Source organism: Zobellia laminariae (genome assembly GCF_030553095.1).
GTDB classification, from domain to species: Bacteria; Bacteroidota; Bacteroidia; order Flavobacteriales; family Flavobacteriaceae; genus Zobellia; species Zobellia laminariae.
The window spans coordinates 906,879-922,104 of record NZ_CP130738.1 but is presented as its reverse complement, the minus strand read 5'-3'; the positions used below and the strand labels follow the sequence as shown (position 1 = coordinate 922,104).

Sequence of the window (15,226 nt, the reverse complement as noted above, 5' to 3'; positions counted from 1 at the left end):
CTTATTAAAAGTTGGTACTTTTTTATCTTATATTGATGTTTAAATGAATTTCTAAAGAAAATTTATGAGTGCTCCTAGTATTGAAAAGACATTGACGCCAAAGGAAACTTTTATCTATAAAGACCTAAAAGGTCCCTTTTTTAACCCCAATTGGCACTTTCATCCAGAATTCCAGATTTCTTACATCATGGAGGGTGAGGGGACTCGTTTTATTGGGGATCACGTACACAACTTTAAGAAGGGAGATTTGGTCATGACAGGTCCTAATCTACCTCACTTATGGAGAAATGATAATGCCTATTTTGAGAAGGATAGTAAATTAACTACACGGGGGTTGGTAATTTATTTTGATCACGTACTCTTAAGTGAACCTCTTCTTGAGATGGAAGAGTTTTACAAAATTAATAGACTTGTAGCGCACTCTCTTAGGGGTATAGAGTTTCATGGAGAAACTAGGGATATTATAATTAAATTTCTTTTAGAGTTAGATAAACAAAAAGGTTTTAAACGAATTTTAAAACTTCTTGAGATATTGGATACATTGGCAAATAGTACTGAGTATACCATGTTGGCCAGTCCTAATTATATGAATGCATTTAAAGGAGGCGATGCGGAAAAGATGCGGAAGGTATATGACTATGTAATGACAAATTTTAAGACAAATATATCATTGGATGAAGCTGCTAGCTTGCTAAATATGACCACAACATCTTTCTGTAGATATTTTAAGCCTCGAGCCAATAAAACATTTACTCGCTTTGTTAATGAGATACGTATTGGGCATGCTAGAAAATTGCTTTTGGAGGATAATTTTAATATTTCTCAGATAAGTTATGAATGCGGATATAATGCATTATCTAATTTTAACAGGCAATTTAAATCTATTACAGAAATGTGTCCACTTGAGTATAGGAAGTTGTTTTTGAACATTCGAAAACCAGTATAAAAGAACGGAATTGGGCAGTAAATGTCTTTTTAAATGGAAAAAAAGTACCAGTCTTTAAGAAGATACAGGAATTTTGAAGTTTCATTTAATACTAGATTTGTTTGCTGTTCGAAATTTAAATGTGGAAAAACTAAATAGTATAGAACGCCAGATATAAATTTTCCATCAGTAAATATTACAATTATTAACTAACCATTATATAATGAAAATAGGAATGAATATGTTGCTTTGGACAAATCACGTCACCGAGCAGCACTTTGGTATTGTAGATGATTTAAAAAAAACTGGATATGACGGGATTGAACTATTCTTTGGCGAGGGTAGTGAAAAGTATTATTCAGAATTAGGCAACCATTTTTCTGGTATGGATATGGGCGTTACCGGGGTAGCATCATTATCTGCCGAGGAAAATATTGCAAGTCCCGACAAAAAAGTTAGGGAAGCAGGTTTGGAGCGATTGAAATGGTCCATTGATATGGGAGCGGCTGCCAATGCCGAAGTTTTGTGCGGACCTTTTCATTCTACATTCGCTCTCTTTACAAGAAAACCACCAACCCCAAGAAAAGAAATGGAGTAATGAGATGTTATTTAAAGCTGCTGAATATGCCAAAGGAGCCAATATTATTCTTACTCCGGAAGCCGTAAATAGATTTGAGTGTTATTTATATAATACCATGGCAGATTTAGGTGATATGGTCAAAGAAGTAAACCATTCAAATTTGGGTGCCATGTTTGATACGCATCACGCTAACATTGAAGAAAAAAGTCAATCTGGTGCTATTAAAACCATAGCTCCTTACCTAAAGCATGTTCACATAAGTGAAAATGATAGAGGAACACTTATGGTAGGGGGCAAGTAAACTGGCCAGATGTTTTTTCCGCTTTAAATGAAATTAAATATAAAGGGTGGTTACCATAGAAGCTTTCAGTACCACTATACCAGAGTTTGCAAATGCAATTAATGTATGGCGCAACTACTCTCCGGTAGAAGAAGTATATACAGAAGGATTTAAGCTCATATCCGAAGGAATAGGAATTACCAAATAAGCATCTCTAAACTAGAACAGAATGAAAAATGTATTACCAATTGTAATTTGCCTAATTTTATTTTCGTGTAAAGAGCAGAAAAACACAATTACTAAAGAACCTGAAATGGCTCAAGAGGTAGATTCTCCCAAGAAATGGCTAACCTATGAAGGTGCAGATGAAAATGCAAAACACATTGTTTTGATTTCAGGTGATGAGGAGTACCGTTCAGAAGAAGCGTTACCGCAACTAGCAAAGATTCTATCTAAACATCATGGTTTTAAATGTACGGTTCTTTTTGCTCAAGAAGAAGATAAGTAGGAATTGTGAATGCTAATTACAATAAAAATATACTCAGGGTTTAGAAGCATTGACTTCGGCAGATATGATGGTAGTTTTTACTCGGTTCCGTGCACTTCCAGATGATCAAATGAAATATATTGATGATTATCTAAAATCGGGTAAACCGGTGATGGGATTAAGAACTGCAACTCATGGGTTTAACTTTCCAGAAGATTCAGATTCGCAATATGCACATTACAGTTTTAATTACAAAGGAGATAAAACTGAGTGGGATGGTGGCTTTGGCCGTTTAGTACTTGGGGAAACTTGGATCAATCATCATGGTCATCATAAGCATCAAAGTACTAAAGGTATGGTGGCTATAGGGGCAAATACAACAGGTATAACTAACGGAATTTCTGATGGGGATGTGTGGGGAGCTAGTGATGTTTATGGAGTTACACTACCACTTATGGAGATTCACAACCTATAATTTTAGGGCAGGTGATGAATAGAAAGGGAGAATACGATGAAAGCGATGTTTTCTACGGAATGAGACCTACAGATGATGAAATAGCAACAACCAATAAGGACGGTAAAAGTCTTGGTGATGAATTAATGCCGGTTACTTGGATAAAGAGCTACCAACTACCATAAGTGGTGAAAAAGGAAAAGCATTTACATCTACTGTAGGTGCTGCTAATGATCTATTAATAGAAGGTACAAGAAGATTACTGGTCAATGGTATATTCTGGGGACTTGACTTACAAATTCCAGAAAAGGCAGACGTTACTTTAGTAGGTGATTATAATCCTACCAAATTTGAATTTAGAAAAGCTGAGTATTGGCCGGCAAAACAGGCAAGTATTGAGAGTTTTGAGTAAATAGTAAATTTTCTATAATTCAATTATAAAAGATAGTTAGAGCGTACTTCTATTTTGAATGATTACCGGGTGTGCGTATTTAAAGCGTATACCTTTTGTCACGGGCTTTGTAAGCAACATTCATTACAAGGCCTGCGATAATTAAAAGAATACCTACTAAGCTCCAAATGGTATATACTTCGCCCAGCCACATAAATCCAATGAGCCCAGTAAATAGCACTTCAAGATATTTAAAAGGAGCTACAAGGTTGTTGGAAGCTATCTGAAAGGCTTTGGTCATGTATAATTGTCCTATAAATCCAAAGATTCCTAAAGTTAGAAAGAACACCCAATCTATGCCTACTGGGTTTTCCCAATAAGGTATAGCCAAAACACCTCCAAAAATAGTTGCTGTAAACATAAAGTAATTGACAATTACTATGGGGTGGTCACCTTTTCCTATTTTGCTTATAATGATATATACTAATCCACTTAGAACTGCAGCGCCAAACACCAATAGTAGTCCTGTAGTATCAAGGTTGGAGTCGAGCCCTTTTAAGGTTAGGACCCCTATAAATGAAATGATAAAGAATAGCCATTGCACAGGCTTTATTTTTTCCTTCAATAGAAAAATGGCAAAAATTGCGGAAAAAATAGGAGCTAAATAGCGCAATGAAACTGCTGTGCCCGCAGATAGATATTTCAATGACATAAAGAATAAAGTCATTGAGCTGGTGCCTACAATTGCACGAAGTACCAATAGTTTTTTATTATTTCCCAAAACGGGAACCTTCAATTGTTTTAGGATAGCCATCGTAAGAATGAAGGAGCCAAAACCTCTAAAAAATACAATTTGATAAACGCTATAATGCTGAAGCTGTTTTACAGAAACATTCATTAGAGTGAATGCCAAAGCACTAATTATCATGTAAAAAAGAACTTTTCTAATGTTCATAATAGGAAACCTTTACGGCTTTTTACTACTGAAATGTCGCAGATAAAAAAATCCAACCCAATTATATTGGGTTGGATAAATTAAAGTTTATAAAACTAACCCTAGGTTATACCCTTGGTAAATCTCCTTCTCCTTTTAGTGGTAAAGCAGATTCTCCCATAAGATACTTATCTACATGATAAGCAGCTTGACGACCTTCTGAAATGGCCCAAACAATCAACGATTGGCCACGTCTTTGGTCACCGGCAACGAATATGCCTGGTACGTTAGTCATGTAATTCTCTTCGGTAGCTTTAATATTTGTTCTACCATCTGCTTCAATACCTAATTGATCTGCAATGGTCATTTCAGAACCGGTGAAACCTAAGGCTAGAAGCGCTAGTTCACATTTCCATTCTTTCTCTGTTATGGAACTTCTTTTAATTGTGGACGTTGTCCCGGGGTTTTAATCCATTCTACTTGAGATGTAATCAAACCTGTTAAGTTACCGTCTTTATCCCCTAAGAATTTTTTGGTAGATATGCTGAAAAAACGTTCAGCACCTTCCTTGTGAGAAGTACTCGTTTTTAAACGCATAGGCCAAAAAGGCCAAGGCTGTCCTTCTGGTCTCTCAGTAGTGGACATTGGCATAATCTCAAAGTTTGAAACGGAAGTAGCTCCATGTCTAATAGAGGTTCCAATACAGTCAGATCCAGTATCACCACCACCAATTACAATAACATCTTTACCTGTAGCTAAAATTTCATTTTCGAAACTTTTAACACCATCTACTCTTCGGTTGTTTTGTGGTAAGAAATCCATTGCCTGTACAACACCTTTTAGGTCTGCGCCTTCTATAGGTAGATTTCTGCGAATGGTAGCTCCACCAGATAATACTACAGCATCAAAATCATTCTGAAGTTCTTGGCCGGTAATATCTTTACCAACGTTTATACCACATTTAAACTCTATACCTTCTTCTTCTAAAACCTTAAGTCTACGGTCTATAACATTTTTTTCCATTTTGAAATCAGGAATACCATAGCGTAATAATCCGCCTGGTTTTTCGTCTCTTTCAAAAACAGTAACCGTATGTCCCGCACGGTTCAATTGTTGAGCAGCGGCAAGACCGGCAGGGCCAGAACCTACTACAGCTACTTTTTTATCAGTTCTGTTTTCTGGTGGTTCAGCAACTATCCATCCTTTGCTAAAGGCTGTTTCTACAATATTCTTCTCAATGTTCTCAATAGTTACCGGGTCTTCATTAATTCCCAATACACAAGCCTCTTCACAAGGTGCCGGACAAAGTCTACCGGTAAATTCCGGGAAGTTGTTCGTTGAGTGTAAAATTTTGGCAGCCTTTTCCCATTTACCGCGGTACACTGCATCGTTAAAGTCTGGAATCAAGTTGCCTAATGGACAACCACTATGGCAAAAAGGAATACCACAGTCCATACATCTTGCACCTTGATCCTTAAGTTCTGGCTCGTTCATTGGAACGGTGAACTCATGATAACTTTTTACGCGTTCTTCAACAGGCGCGTATGATTCTACTTTTCTATCGAATTCCAAAAATCCTGTAATCTTTCCCATTTCTCGACTTTAAATAGTTTCTAATTTTTCTCTTTCCATACGTAGTAATGCCTGTTTGTATTCTTCAGGTAAGACCTTGACAAATTTAGGTAGACAGTCTTCCCATTTCTCTAAAATGCGCTGTGCTAGCGGACTCAAAGTAGAGTTGTAGTGACTTTCTATTAAATCTTTCAATTCTTTAATATCATTATCTTCAGTAACCTCTAATAAATTCAGGTCAGTGTTATTACATTTCTTCTTGAAGGTACCATTCTGGTCATATACAAAGGCTATTCCACCACTCATACCTGCTCCAAAGTTTCTTCCTACCTCACCAAGAATAACGGCAACACCTCCGGTCATATATTCACAACCATGATCACCAATGCCTTCTACTACCGCTTTGGCACCTGAGTTACGAACGCAGAAACGTTCACCAGCTCTACCATTTATGTAAGCACGTCCTGCCGTTGCTCCGTAAAGCGTTACGTTACCGGTAATTACGTTGTCTTCCGGTACAATGGTACATTTTTCAGGAACCTTAATAACTAATTTAGCACCAGATAATCCTTTACCAAGGTAATCGTTGGTGTTTCCATTAACGGTCATTGTTAAACCTCTAGTTGCAAAAGCTCCAAAACTTTGTCCTGCAGAACCTGTGAAATTTAATTTCAAAGTGTTTATAGGTAAGCCTTGTGCACCATATACTTTTGAAATTTCATTACTAATAATAGCACCAACAGCTCTATCCGTATTTTTAATAGGAAATTCTAACGTTAGCTTTTCTTTTCTAAATAAAGAAGGATTTGCTTTTGCGATGATTTCAAATTCTATTGACTTATCAATATCGTGTGTTTGTTGTTGTGTGTTGTAGAACTTAGTTCCTGCCGGTACATCAACTTGATATAAAATCGGTGTTAAATCGATTCCGGCAGATTTGTAATGATCAATTGCTTTCTTACGGTCTAATTTCTGAACCTGACCAACCATTTCGTTGATAGTCCTGAAACCTAACTGCGCCATGATTTCACGTAATTCTTGTGCTACAAAGTACATGTAGTTCACAACGTGTTCCGGCTTACCGGCAAATTTCTTACGTAGTTCTGGGTTTTGTGTTGCGATACCTACTGGGCAAGTATTCAAATGACAAACACGCATCATAATACAACCCGATGCAACAAGCGGAGCAGTTGCAAAACCAAACTCTTCTGCACCTAGCAAACAGGCTACAGCAACATCACGACCAGTTTTAAGCTGACCGTCACATTCAAGAACAATTCTATTCCTAAGGTCGTTCATGACCAAGGTCTGCTGTGCTTCTGCAATACCAAGTTCCCAAGGTAGACCAGCATGTTTTAATGATGTTAAGGGAGATGCTCCAGTACCTCCATCAAATCCGGAAATAAGAACCACGTCTGCTTTTGCTTTAGAAACCCCTGCAGCAACAGTACCTACACCAACCTCGGAAACCAGTTTTACGTTAATACGTGCTTCTCTGTTAGCCGATTTTAAATCGTATATCAACTGCGAAAGATCTTCAATCGAGTAAATATCGTGATGCGGTGGAGGTGAAATCAATCCTACATAAGGAGTGGAATTTCTGGTTTTAGCAATGGATGGGTTCACTTTAGGACCAAGGTAGTTGACCACCTTCATACTGGTTTAGCACCCTGTGCCATTTTAATTTGTATCTCTTTTGCATTGGTCAAATAATCGGAAGTTACACCGAAACGACCTGAGGCAACTTGTTTTATAGCACTGTTTCTCCAATCACCTGTGGCATTTTTGTAAAAACGCTCGGCATCTTCTCCGCCTTCACCAGAATTACTTTTTCCGCCAATACGGTTCATGGCAATAGCCAAGTTTTCATGAGCTTCTTTACTAATAGATCCGTAAGACATAGCTCCGGTCTTGAAACGTTTTACGATTTCCGTCCATGGTTCCACATCTTCCAAAGGAATAGGGTCATAGTTAGAGAATTCAAACAAACCACGAATAGTCATCAAATTTTTAGACTGTTCGTTCACCATTTGAGCGTACTCTTTATAGGTGTCATTTTCGTTACCACGAACCGCTTTCTGTAGTTTAGCTACAGTTAACGGGTTGAACATGTGCTTTTCTCCATCACGTCTCCATCGGTATTCTCCACCAATTTCAAGGTCAAGATTAGCAGCAATTTCTTTTGTGTTGAACGCTTTCTTATGGCGCTTGGCTACTTCTTTTTCAATTTGGTACAAACCTATACCTTGAATACGTGTAGGTGTGTTTGGTAGATATTTTTCTACTACTTTGGTGTTGATACCAATACATTCAAAAAGTTGAGAACCTCGGTATGAATTCAAAGTAGAAATACCAATTTTGTTCATTACCTTAAGAATACCTGTTCCAACAGCTTTGTTGTAATTTTTGATTGCTTCTTCAGCCGTGAAATCGGTAATATTGTTTTCTTCTATTTGTTCACCAATAATTTCGTTTACCAAGTACGGGTTAATAGCACTGGCACCAAAACCGAACAATAAACAGAAGTGGTGTACTTCTCTAGGCTCAGCAGATTCTATTATGATACTTAGTTTATTACGTTTACCTAAGCGCTGAAGACCACTGTTAACGTAAGAACATGCTAGTAGCGCAGGTATTGGCGCCATTGTTTCGCTTACGTTTCTATCCGATAAGATAATAATATTAGCGTCCTCATCAATAGCTTTGGAAGCTTGGTCTAGAACAGACTCTAGTGCATCTTCTATTCCGTTATGGCCTCTTTCTAATTCATATAACATAGGAATAGAAACCACTTTGTAATCAGGACTAGCATCGTAATTTTTGATTTTATCCAAATCTTCTTTGGATATAACCGGATTTTGAATTTTAAGTTTACGACAATGTAATTCTGAGAATTCAAATATATTATGATCACTACCTAAAGTAAGGCTAATATCTGTAATCAATTCTTCACGAATACCATCCAACGGTGGGTTGGTAACCTGTGCGAATAATTGTTGGAAATAATTATAAATCAACTGCGGACGCTCAGAAAGCACAGCAATTGGCGTATCTGATCCCATTGAACCAATTGGCTCTTTGGCGGTTTTACCCATTGGAAGGATAATAGTATTAATATCCTCTAAGGTATAACCAAAAACAGATTTACGTTTTTCAAGCGAAGCTTCGCCTAAAAATAACGGACAATCATTATAAGGTATGTTCTTTAAGTGAACAAGGTTTTTGTCTAACCATTCTTTATATGGGTGACGGCTAGCAATGTCTTCTTTAATTTCCTCATCATTAATGATGCGGCCTTCTTCCATATTTACCAAGAACATTTTTCCTACTCAAGTCTACCGTGAAACTCTACATTTTCAGGAGCGATGTCTAATACACCAGTTTCCGATGACATAATTACGTAGTCATTTTTGGTAACTGTATATCTAGATGGGCGTAGACCATTACGGTCAAGTACAGCTCCAATATAGTTTCCATCGGTAAAAGGTACAGATGCAGGACCATCCCAAGGTTCCATCATACATGAGTGATACTCGTAGAAAGCTCTTTTGGCTTCAGACATATCTGGGTTTTTCTCCCATGCTTCCGGTATCAATACCATCATTACTTCTGGTAAAGACCTTCCTGTCATTAATAAAAGCTCTACAACCATGTCCATAGTGGCAGAATCTGATTTTCCGGGAAGTATAATAGGTAAGATGTTTTTTATTTCATCTCCGAACCAATCACTCTTTAATAATTCTTCTCGTGAGCGCATTCTAGATACGTTACCACGAAGTGTGTTTATCTCACCATTGTGACACATGTAACGGAATGGTTGTGCCAAATCCCAAGTAGGGAAGGTGTTAGTAGAAAAACGTTGGTGAACCAATGATAAACGTGTTACCACGCGAGGATCCATTAGGTCTTTATAGTATAGGCTGATGTCTTTAGGCATCAAAAGCCCTTTGAATATGATAATTTTTGTAGAAAGACTAGGAACATAAAAGAACTGGCTTTCCGAAAGTTTTGAATTTATTACAGAATGCTCCGTAACTTTTCTTGCGATGAACAATTTAAGGTTGAAGTTAAAATAGTCTTGTTCAGGATTTTCCTTCGCAATGAAAATCTGCTTAACAAAAGGCTCGGTTTCCATAGCAACACGGCCATGGAATAGATCTGTTTACCGGAACATCTCTCCATCCTAATAATTTTAAGCCTTGTTTCTCTATGTTTTCTTCAAAAGTAGAAATACAGAAATCACGCTGATTATCTTTTTGAGGTAAGAATATGTTACCTACTGCGTACTCACCTGGTTCAGGAAGTTCAAAATCACAGACCGCTTTAAAGAAATCATGTGGTACATCTATAAGGATACCCGCACCATCACCAGTCTTTCCATCAGAACTTACCGCTCCACGGTGCTCTAATTTATCTAGTATCTCTAGTGCTTTATGTATGATATCATTAGACTTCTTTCCTTTAAGGCTACAGATAAAACCTGCGCCACAGTTGTCATGTTCAAATTCCGGTAGGTACAACCCTTGCTTCTTCAACGTCATAAATTGTGGTATTTATTCAAAAATAGCATTTCTGATGAATAATTAGCAGTTATTCTTTTCAAATCAATTAAAAATTCAACGTTTTGAATAAAACATTGAAAAATATTCAGATATGGTTTTTATGTGAGCTAAATTTATCAGAATGGTAAAATTAGGACATTCAACAGACCTGTGAAAGGTTTTTTGAGGGGGTATTTGTTATATTTCTTCAATTTTGAAGCTAACCCCCTCTGTTTTGAATGGTGTTGTGGTGTTTAGCCTTAATTTTGGCTAAAAACGTGATAAATTTAACGGGGGTAAGTCCCCAGTAGAATCTTAATCTTTTAAAATACTTCTTGAAATCACTATTTTTTGAATTTCAGAAGTTCCTTCGTAGATCTGTGTTATTTTGGCATCTCTCATTAGCCGTTCTACGTGGTAATCCTTGACAAAACCGTTGCCTCCGTGAATTTGTACGGCTTCAATAGTGGTGTCCATTGCAACTTGCGAAGCATAAAGTTTAGCAATTGCACCAGATAAATCGTAATTCATGCCTTGATCCTTTTCCCAAGCGGACTTATAAACTAAGTTACGTGCGGCTTCAATTTGTACGTGCATATCCGCAAGTTTAAAAGCTATGGCTTGGTGATTGGATATTTCTGTGCCAAAAGCTTTTCTTTGTTTGGAATATTTGAGTGCCATTTCATAAGCACCTGCCGCAATACCTAGAGCTTGGGCTGCAATACCTATTCTTCCGCCAGCTAAAGTTTTCATGGCAAATTTAAAGCCAAAGCCATCTTCGCCAATCCTGTTCTCTTTAGGAACCTTAACATCATTAAAGTTAAGGGAGTGAGTGTCGCTTCCGCGGATGCCCAATTTGTTCTCTTTAGGTCCTATTTCAAAACCTTAAGATCCCTTTTTCAATAATAAGGGCATTAATGCCTTTGTGTCCTTTTTCTCTATCTGTTTGGGCTATTACTATATAGGTACTAGCCGTACCGCCGTTTGTAATCCAGTTTTTGGTGCCATTTAAAATATAATGGTCTCCCTTGTCTATAGCAGTCGTTTTTTGCGAAGTAGCATCGCTGCCTGCTTCAGGTTCAGAAAGACAGAACGCGCCTATAACCTCTCCGGAGGCTAAAGGTGATAAGTATTTTTGTTTCTGCTCTTCGTTTCCAAAGGTTTCCAGTCCCCAGCAAACTAATGAGTTGTTTACGGAAACTACCACTGATGCAGATGCATCAATTTTAGAAAGTTCTTCCATGGCAATAACATAAGATAGGGTGTCCATTCCGCTACCATTATATTTAGGGTCTGTCATAATTCCTAAAAAACCAAGCTCACCTAGTTTTTTGATTTGTTCGGTAGGGAACTTTTGAGCTTCGTCTCTTTCAATAACACCGGGCAACAATTCGTTTTGAGCAAAATCGCGCGCAGCTTGTCTAATCATTAAATGTTCTTCTGATAATGAGAATTCCATAATTTTTATGTCTTTTTTTTGAGCTTCTACAAATATAAGCTTCTGGAATAAATTGGGCACCTAGCATTGGTGGCTATTTTTTTTAAAAATTAATCATTCATTAGCTGTCAAAAACTTTGTATCCCAAGCCAAATTTTTATATTTGTTGAATTGGTTTTTGAAATTGATTTAAACGCAAGATTATGACACAGCAGTAACGCCGTTTTGGCGTAGAGAAAGAGAAGTTTTCGGATGAGCAGAATTGGAGTCGTAATAGTATTTAAATCAATTAAAAATGAAAGAGTTATTAAAGGTATACGAGAATAAGGCACCTGAAATTGTCTTTAATTGGAAAGACAGTGAGACCGAAGCCGAAGGTTGGACGGTTATAAATTCCCTTAGAGGTGGGGCAGCAGGTGGTGGAACTAGAATGAGAGAAGGGTTGGATATGAATGAAGTGCTTTCTCTAGCAAAAACCATGGAGGTAAAGTTTACGGTTTCAGGTCCGCCAATAGGAGGAGCTAAATCGGGAATAAACTTCAATCCTAATGACCCAAGAAAAAAAGGAGTGCTTGAGCGTTGGTACCATGCGGTGTCTCCATTATTAAAAAGTTACTATGGTACAGGTGGTGACCTTAATGTAGATGAAATTCACGAAGTTATTCCTATTACGGAAGATGCAGGTGTATGGCATCCACAAGAAGGAGTCTTTAACGGGCATTTTAAACCAACCGAAGCAGATAAGATAAACAGAATTGGACAATTGCGTCTTGGGGTGATCAAAGCTTTGGAGAATACAAATTATTCTCCTGAGGTTTCAAGAAAATATACTGTTGCAGATATGATTACTGGTTATGGCGTAGCCGAGGCAGTAAAACACTATTACGATATTTACGGAGGTAGTGTTGTTGGTAAGAGGGCGGTAGTCCAAGGTTTTGGAAATGTAGGTAGTGCTGCAGCTTACTATTTGGCCCAAATGGGTGCAAAAGTAGTGGGAATAATTGATAGGGCTGGTGGCGTGATTAAAGAAGAAGGTTTCTCATTTGAGGAAATAAAAACCTTATTTCTGAACAAGGATGGGAACAATTTAATCGCAAAAGCGGGAGAAATGATTCCTTTTGAAGAAATAAATGACCGTATTTGGTCTTTACAAACGGAAATATTCGCACCTTGTGCTGCATCTCGCTTGGTAACTAGAGATCAGATTAGCAGTTTGATCGATACAGGTCTAGAAGTTATTTCATGTGGGGCCAATGTGCCTTTCGCAGATAAAGAAATTTTCTTTGGATCTATAATGGAATATACGGATGGCAAGGTTAGCCTAATTCCAGATTTCATATCCAATTGTGGGATGGCCCGTGTTTTTGCTTACTTCATGGAAAAAAGAGTAGGTATTGATGATGAGCTTATCTTTAGCGACACTTCGGAGACCATCCGAAAAGCTATTTTGAACATATATAAACAAAACCCCTCGAAAGAGAACATCAGCCAAACGGCATTTGAAATTGCATTGAAACAACTAATATAAATAGAACGAGTATGGAGACCATTATTATCATTGTATTCCTCGCAGGTTATCTTGCGATTACCCTAGAGCATAACCTCAAAATAGATAAGCTGATTCCGGCTTTAGCCATGATGGCCATCCTTTGGGCTATTATTGCCCTTACCCATATGGATGTTTTCGAAGTCAATACCGAGCTCAGGGAGCTTGAACCCACCCATCTTGATGAAATTTTACTCCATCATTTAGGTAAAACCGCAGAAATACTAGTCTTTTTGCTGGGGGCGATGACCATTGTGGAAATCATTGATTATTTTGATGGCTTTGCAACTATAAAAGGTTTCATAAGAACTAAAAGTAAACGAAAGCTATTATGGTTGTTTTCTATATTGGCCTTTGTTCTTTCCGCTATAATTGACAATTTAACCGCAACCATCGTATTGATCACTATTTTGCAAAAAGTGATAAAAGATAGGGATACACGTTTATGGTTTGCGGGTATGATTATCATTACCGCCAATGCTGGTGGTGCATGGTCGCCAATTGGTGATGTAACTACTACCATGTTATGGATAGCGAACAAAGTATCTGCGCTACAATTGGTAGAGCACGTTCTTGTGCCATCAATAGTTTGTATGGTTGTGCCAGTATTGATAGCAAGTAGATTTAAAGCTTTTAGAGGTACTCTTGATAATGACATAGAAACCGTAGAGGAACCTAAATCTAAATATGGAGCAACCATGTTGTATTTGGGCTTGAGTGCTATTGTGTTTGTACCATTCTTCAAAACAGTTACTCATTTGCCACCTTACGTTGGTATGATGCTTTCTTTAGCGGTCGTAGCGACATTTGCTGAAATATACAGTAATTCAAAATTCAGTTTATCAAATGTTGAAGGCGAAGGTGACGATACAGTAGGTCATCACAGTCCGGTACACGCTTCATTATCTAAAATTGAACTTCCAAGTATTTTATTCTTCTTGGGGATATTATTAGCGGTTGCGGCTTTAGAGTCGTTGGGTATGCTGTTTCATTATGCAGAAGGTCTAAACAATGCTATTCCTAACACAGACATTGTTGTTATGTTATTTGGTATTGGCTCTGCTGTTATTGACAATGTTCCTTTAGTTGCGGCTAGTTTAGGAATGTTCTCAGAACCATTAGATAATCCATTGTGGCACTTTATTGCCTATTCAGCTGGTACAGGTGGTAGTATGTTGATTATCGGGTCTGCCGCAGGGGTAGTAGCTATGGGTATGGAGAAGATAGATTTCTTCTGGTATTTTAAGAATATAGCATGGTTGGCATTGATCGGTTTTGTTTCAGGAGCGATTACTTTTATTTTATTAAGAGATTTTGTGTTGAACGCATAATTTAATCGACAAAATACCGTTATAGAGGCAACTCTAATACCAAAGAATTCTATGATGTTATTTCAAGATATGGCTCAAGATCCTGCAGCTGCGGATGTTATGTCAGAAGAGAAGACACTTTCTGTTATCGATTTGATATTCAATGGCGGTACAGGAAGTGTACTTATTATATCAGTACTTTTTATCATGCTGTTTGTGGCTCTCTATATTTACTTTGAGCGCATATTCGCTATTAAGGCGGCATCCAAGATAGATAGTAATTTCATGAACCAGATTCGTGATTATGTAACCAATGGTAATTTGGACGCGGCAAAATTGCTTTGTGCGCAGACAGATTCGCCAGTAGCGAGATTGACTGAAAAAGGAGTTTCTAGAATAGGGAAGCCTTTGGATGATATTAATACCGCTATTGAAAATGCAGGAACCTTAGAGGTTTATAAACTTGAGAAGAACGTAAGCATTTTGGCAACTGTTGCCGGTGCAGCGCCAATGATCGGGTTTTTAGGAACTGTAATCGGTATGATATTGGCATTTCATGAAATGGCAACTAGTGGTGGTCAAGCTGAAATGGGCTCTTTGGCCTCTGGTATTTATACGGCAATGACAACTACCGTTGCTGGATTGATTGTAGGTATTATTGCTTATATTGGATATAACCACTTGGTGAACAGAACCGATAAGGTGGTACATAAAATGGAGGCTAACGCCGTAGATTTCCTAGACTTGTTGAACGAACCTCTATAATTC

12 protein-coding genes and 3 pseudogenes are annotated in these 15,226 nt (G+C 37.7%); 11 read left to right on the top strand and 4 right to left on the bottom strand.

What is annotated here, in order from left to right; all coding sequences use genetic code 11:
- Positions 1-64 precede the first annotated feature (64 nt).
- The 8 genes from Q5W13_RS04505 (at position 65) to Q5W13_RS04470 (ending at position 3,138) form a co-directional block, all read left to right on the top strand.
- On the top strand, positions 65-946 hold the full coding sequence (locus tag Q5W13_RS04505) for an AraC family transcriptional regulator (RefSeq protein ID WP_155597749.1): 882 nt from the start codon (positions 65-67) through the stop codon (positions 944-946).
- 202 nt (positions 947-1,148) lie between these two features.
- On the top strand, positions 1,149-1,523 hold the full coding sequence (locus Q5W13_RS04500; RefSeq protein ID WP_304446593.1) for a sugar phosphate isomerase/epimerase family protein: 375 nt from the start codon (positions 1,149-1,151) through the stop codon (positions 1,521-1,523).
- Positions 1,438-1,806, top strand: coding sequence for a sugar phosphate isomerase/epimerase family protein (locus tag Q5W13_RS04495; protein ID WP_304446463.1), 369 nt, complete (start codon positions 1,438-1,440; stop codon positions 1,804-1,806). Before Q5W13_RS04500 ends, Q5W13_RS04495 begins: the two co-directional genes overlap by 86 nt.
- Positions 1,807-1,852: 46 nt before the next feature.
- A complete protein-coding gene (locus Q5W13_RS04490; protein ID WP_304445485.1) occupies positions 1,853-1,993 on the top strand; it encodes a hypothetical protein in 141 nt (46 codons plus the stop codon).
- Positions 1,994-2,014: 21 nt separating this feature from the next.
- A complete protein-coding gene (locus tag Q5W13_RS04485) occupies positions 2,015-2,293 on the top strand; it encodes a hypothetical protein (protein WP_304445484.1) in 279 nt (92 codons plus the stop codon).
- A gap of 64 nt (positions 2,294-2,357) precedes the next feature.
- The gene (locus Q5W13_RS04480) at positions 2,358-2,747 is read left to right on the top strand and encodes a hypothetical protein (RefSeq protein ID WP_304445483.1); all 390 of its coding nucleotides are present in this window, start codon (positions 2,358-2,360) and stop codon (positions 2,745-2,747) included.
- 11 nt (positions 2,748-2,758) lie between these two features.
- Positions 2,759-2,911: a hypothetical protein gene (locus Q5W13_RS04475; RefSeq protein ID WP_304445482.1), complete on the top strand. Its 153-nt coding sequence runs from the start codon at positions 2,759-2,761 to the stop codon at positions 2,909-2,911.
- Positions 2,884-3,138, top strand: a complete 255-nt coding sequence (locus Q5W13_RS04470; protein ID WP_304445481.1) for a hypothetical protein — start codon at positions 2,884-2,886, stop codon at positions 3,136-3,138. The genes Q5W13_RS04475 and Q5W13_RS04470 overlap by 28 nt, the downstream gene beginning before the upstream one ends.
- A gap of 79 nt (positions 3,139-3,217) precedes the next feature.
- On the opposite strand, the gene Q5W13_RS04465 is transcribed toward Q5W13_RS04470, so the two are convergent.
- From Q5W13_RS04465 to Q5W13_RS04450, 4 genes and pseudogenes are all read right to left on the bottom strand, one after another.
- Positions 3,218-4,072 carry a DMT family transporter gene (locus tag Q5W13_RS04465; RefSeq protein ID WP_155597746.1) on the bottom strand — a complete coding sequence of 285 codons (855 nt, stop codon included), beginning with the start codon at positions 4,070-4,072 and terminating at the stop codon, positions 3,218-3,220.
- Between the two features lie 106 nt (positions 4,073-4,178).
- Positions 4,179-5,644 (bottom strand): annotated as a pseudogene (locus Q5W13_RS04460) (glutamate synthase subunit beta).
- Between the two features lie 9 nt (positions 5,645-5,653).
- Positions 5,654-10,164: pseudogene (gene gltB / locus Q5W13_RS04455) on the bottom strand (glutamate synthase large subunit).
- Between the two features lie 315 nt (positions 10,165-10,479).
- Positions 10,480-11,623, bottom strand: a pseudogene (locus Q5W13_RS04450) (acyl-CoA dehydrogenase family protein).
- A gap of 274 nt (positions 11,624-11,897) precedes the next feature.
- Between Q5W13_RS04450 and Q5W13_RS04445 the strand changes: the two are divergent.
- From Q5W13_RS04445 to Q5W13_RS04435, 3 genes are read left to right on the top strand one after another with little or no spacing between them, the layout of a single operon-like run.
- On the top strand, positions 11,898-13,130 hold the full coding sequence (locus tag Q5W13_RS04445; RefSeq protein ID WP_214612117.1) for a Glu/Leu/Phe/Val dehydrogenase dimerization domain-containing protein: 1,233 nt from the start codon (positions 11,898-11,900) through the stop codon (positions 13,128-13,130).
- Between the two features lie 11 nt (positions 13,131-13,141).
- Positions 13,142-14,479 (top strand): sodium:proton antiporter NhaD, encoded by a 1,338-nt coding sequence (nhaD, locus tag Q5W13_RS04440; protein WP_155597741.1) that lies wholly within the window; start codon positions 13,142-13,144, stop codon positions 14,477-14,479.
- A 51-nt stretch (positions 14,480-14,530) separates the two neighbouring features.
- On the top strand, positions 14,531-15,223 hold the full coding sequence (locus Q5W13_RS04435; RefSeq protein ID WP_038235335.1) for a MotA/TolQ/ExbB proton channel family protein: 693 nt from the start codon (positions 14,531-14,533) through the stop codon (positions 15,221-15,223).
- Positions 15,224-15,226: the final 3 nt, after the last annotated feature.

What these genes read in the sequence shown, in the direction of transcription:
- Q5W13_RS04480 (WP_304445483.1), top strand. Translation starts at nt 2,358, where the DNA reads ATGATGGTAGTTTTTACTCGGTTCCGTGCACTTCCAGATGATCAAATG.
- nhaD (WP_155597741.1), top strand. Translation starts at nt 13,142, where the DNA reads ATGGAGACCATTATTATCATTGTATTCCTCGCAGGTTATCTTGCGATT.
- Q5W13_RS04485 (WP_304445484.1), top strand. Translation starts at nt 2,015, where the DNA reads ATGAAAAATGTATTACCAATTGTAATTTGCCTAATTTTATTTTCGTGT.
- Q5W13_RS04495 (WP_304446463.1), top strand. Translation starts at nt 1,438, where the DNA reads ATGCCGAAGTTTTGTGCGGACCTTTTCATTCTACATTCGCTCTCTTTA.
- Q5W13_RS04435 (WP_038235335.1), top strand. Translation starts at nt 14,531, where the DNA reads ATGATGTTATTTCAAGATATGGCTCAAGATCCTGCAGCTGCGGATGTT.
- Q5W13_RS04505 (WP_155597749.1), top strand. Translation starts at nt 65, where the DNA reads ATGAGTGCTCCTAGTATTGAAAAGACATTGACGCCAAAGGAAACTTTT.
- Q5W13_RS04445 (WP_214612117.1), top strand. Translation starts at nt 11,898, where the DNA reads ATGAAAGAGTTATTAAAGGTATACGAGAATAAGGCACCTGAAATTGTC.
- Q5W13_RS04465 (WP_155597746.1), bottom strand. Translation starts at nt 4,072, where the DNA reads ATGAACATTAGAAAAGTTCTTTTTTACATGATAATTAGTGCTTTGGCA.
- Q5W13_RS04500 (WP_304446593.1), top strand. Translation starts at nt 1,149, where the DNA reads ATGAAAATAGGAATGAATATGTTGCTTTGGACAAATCACGTCACCGAG.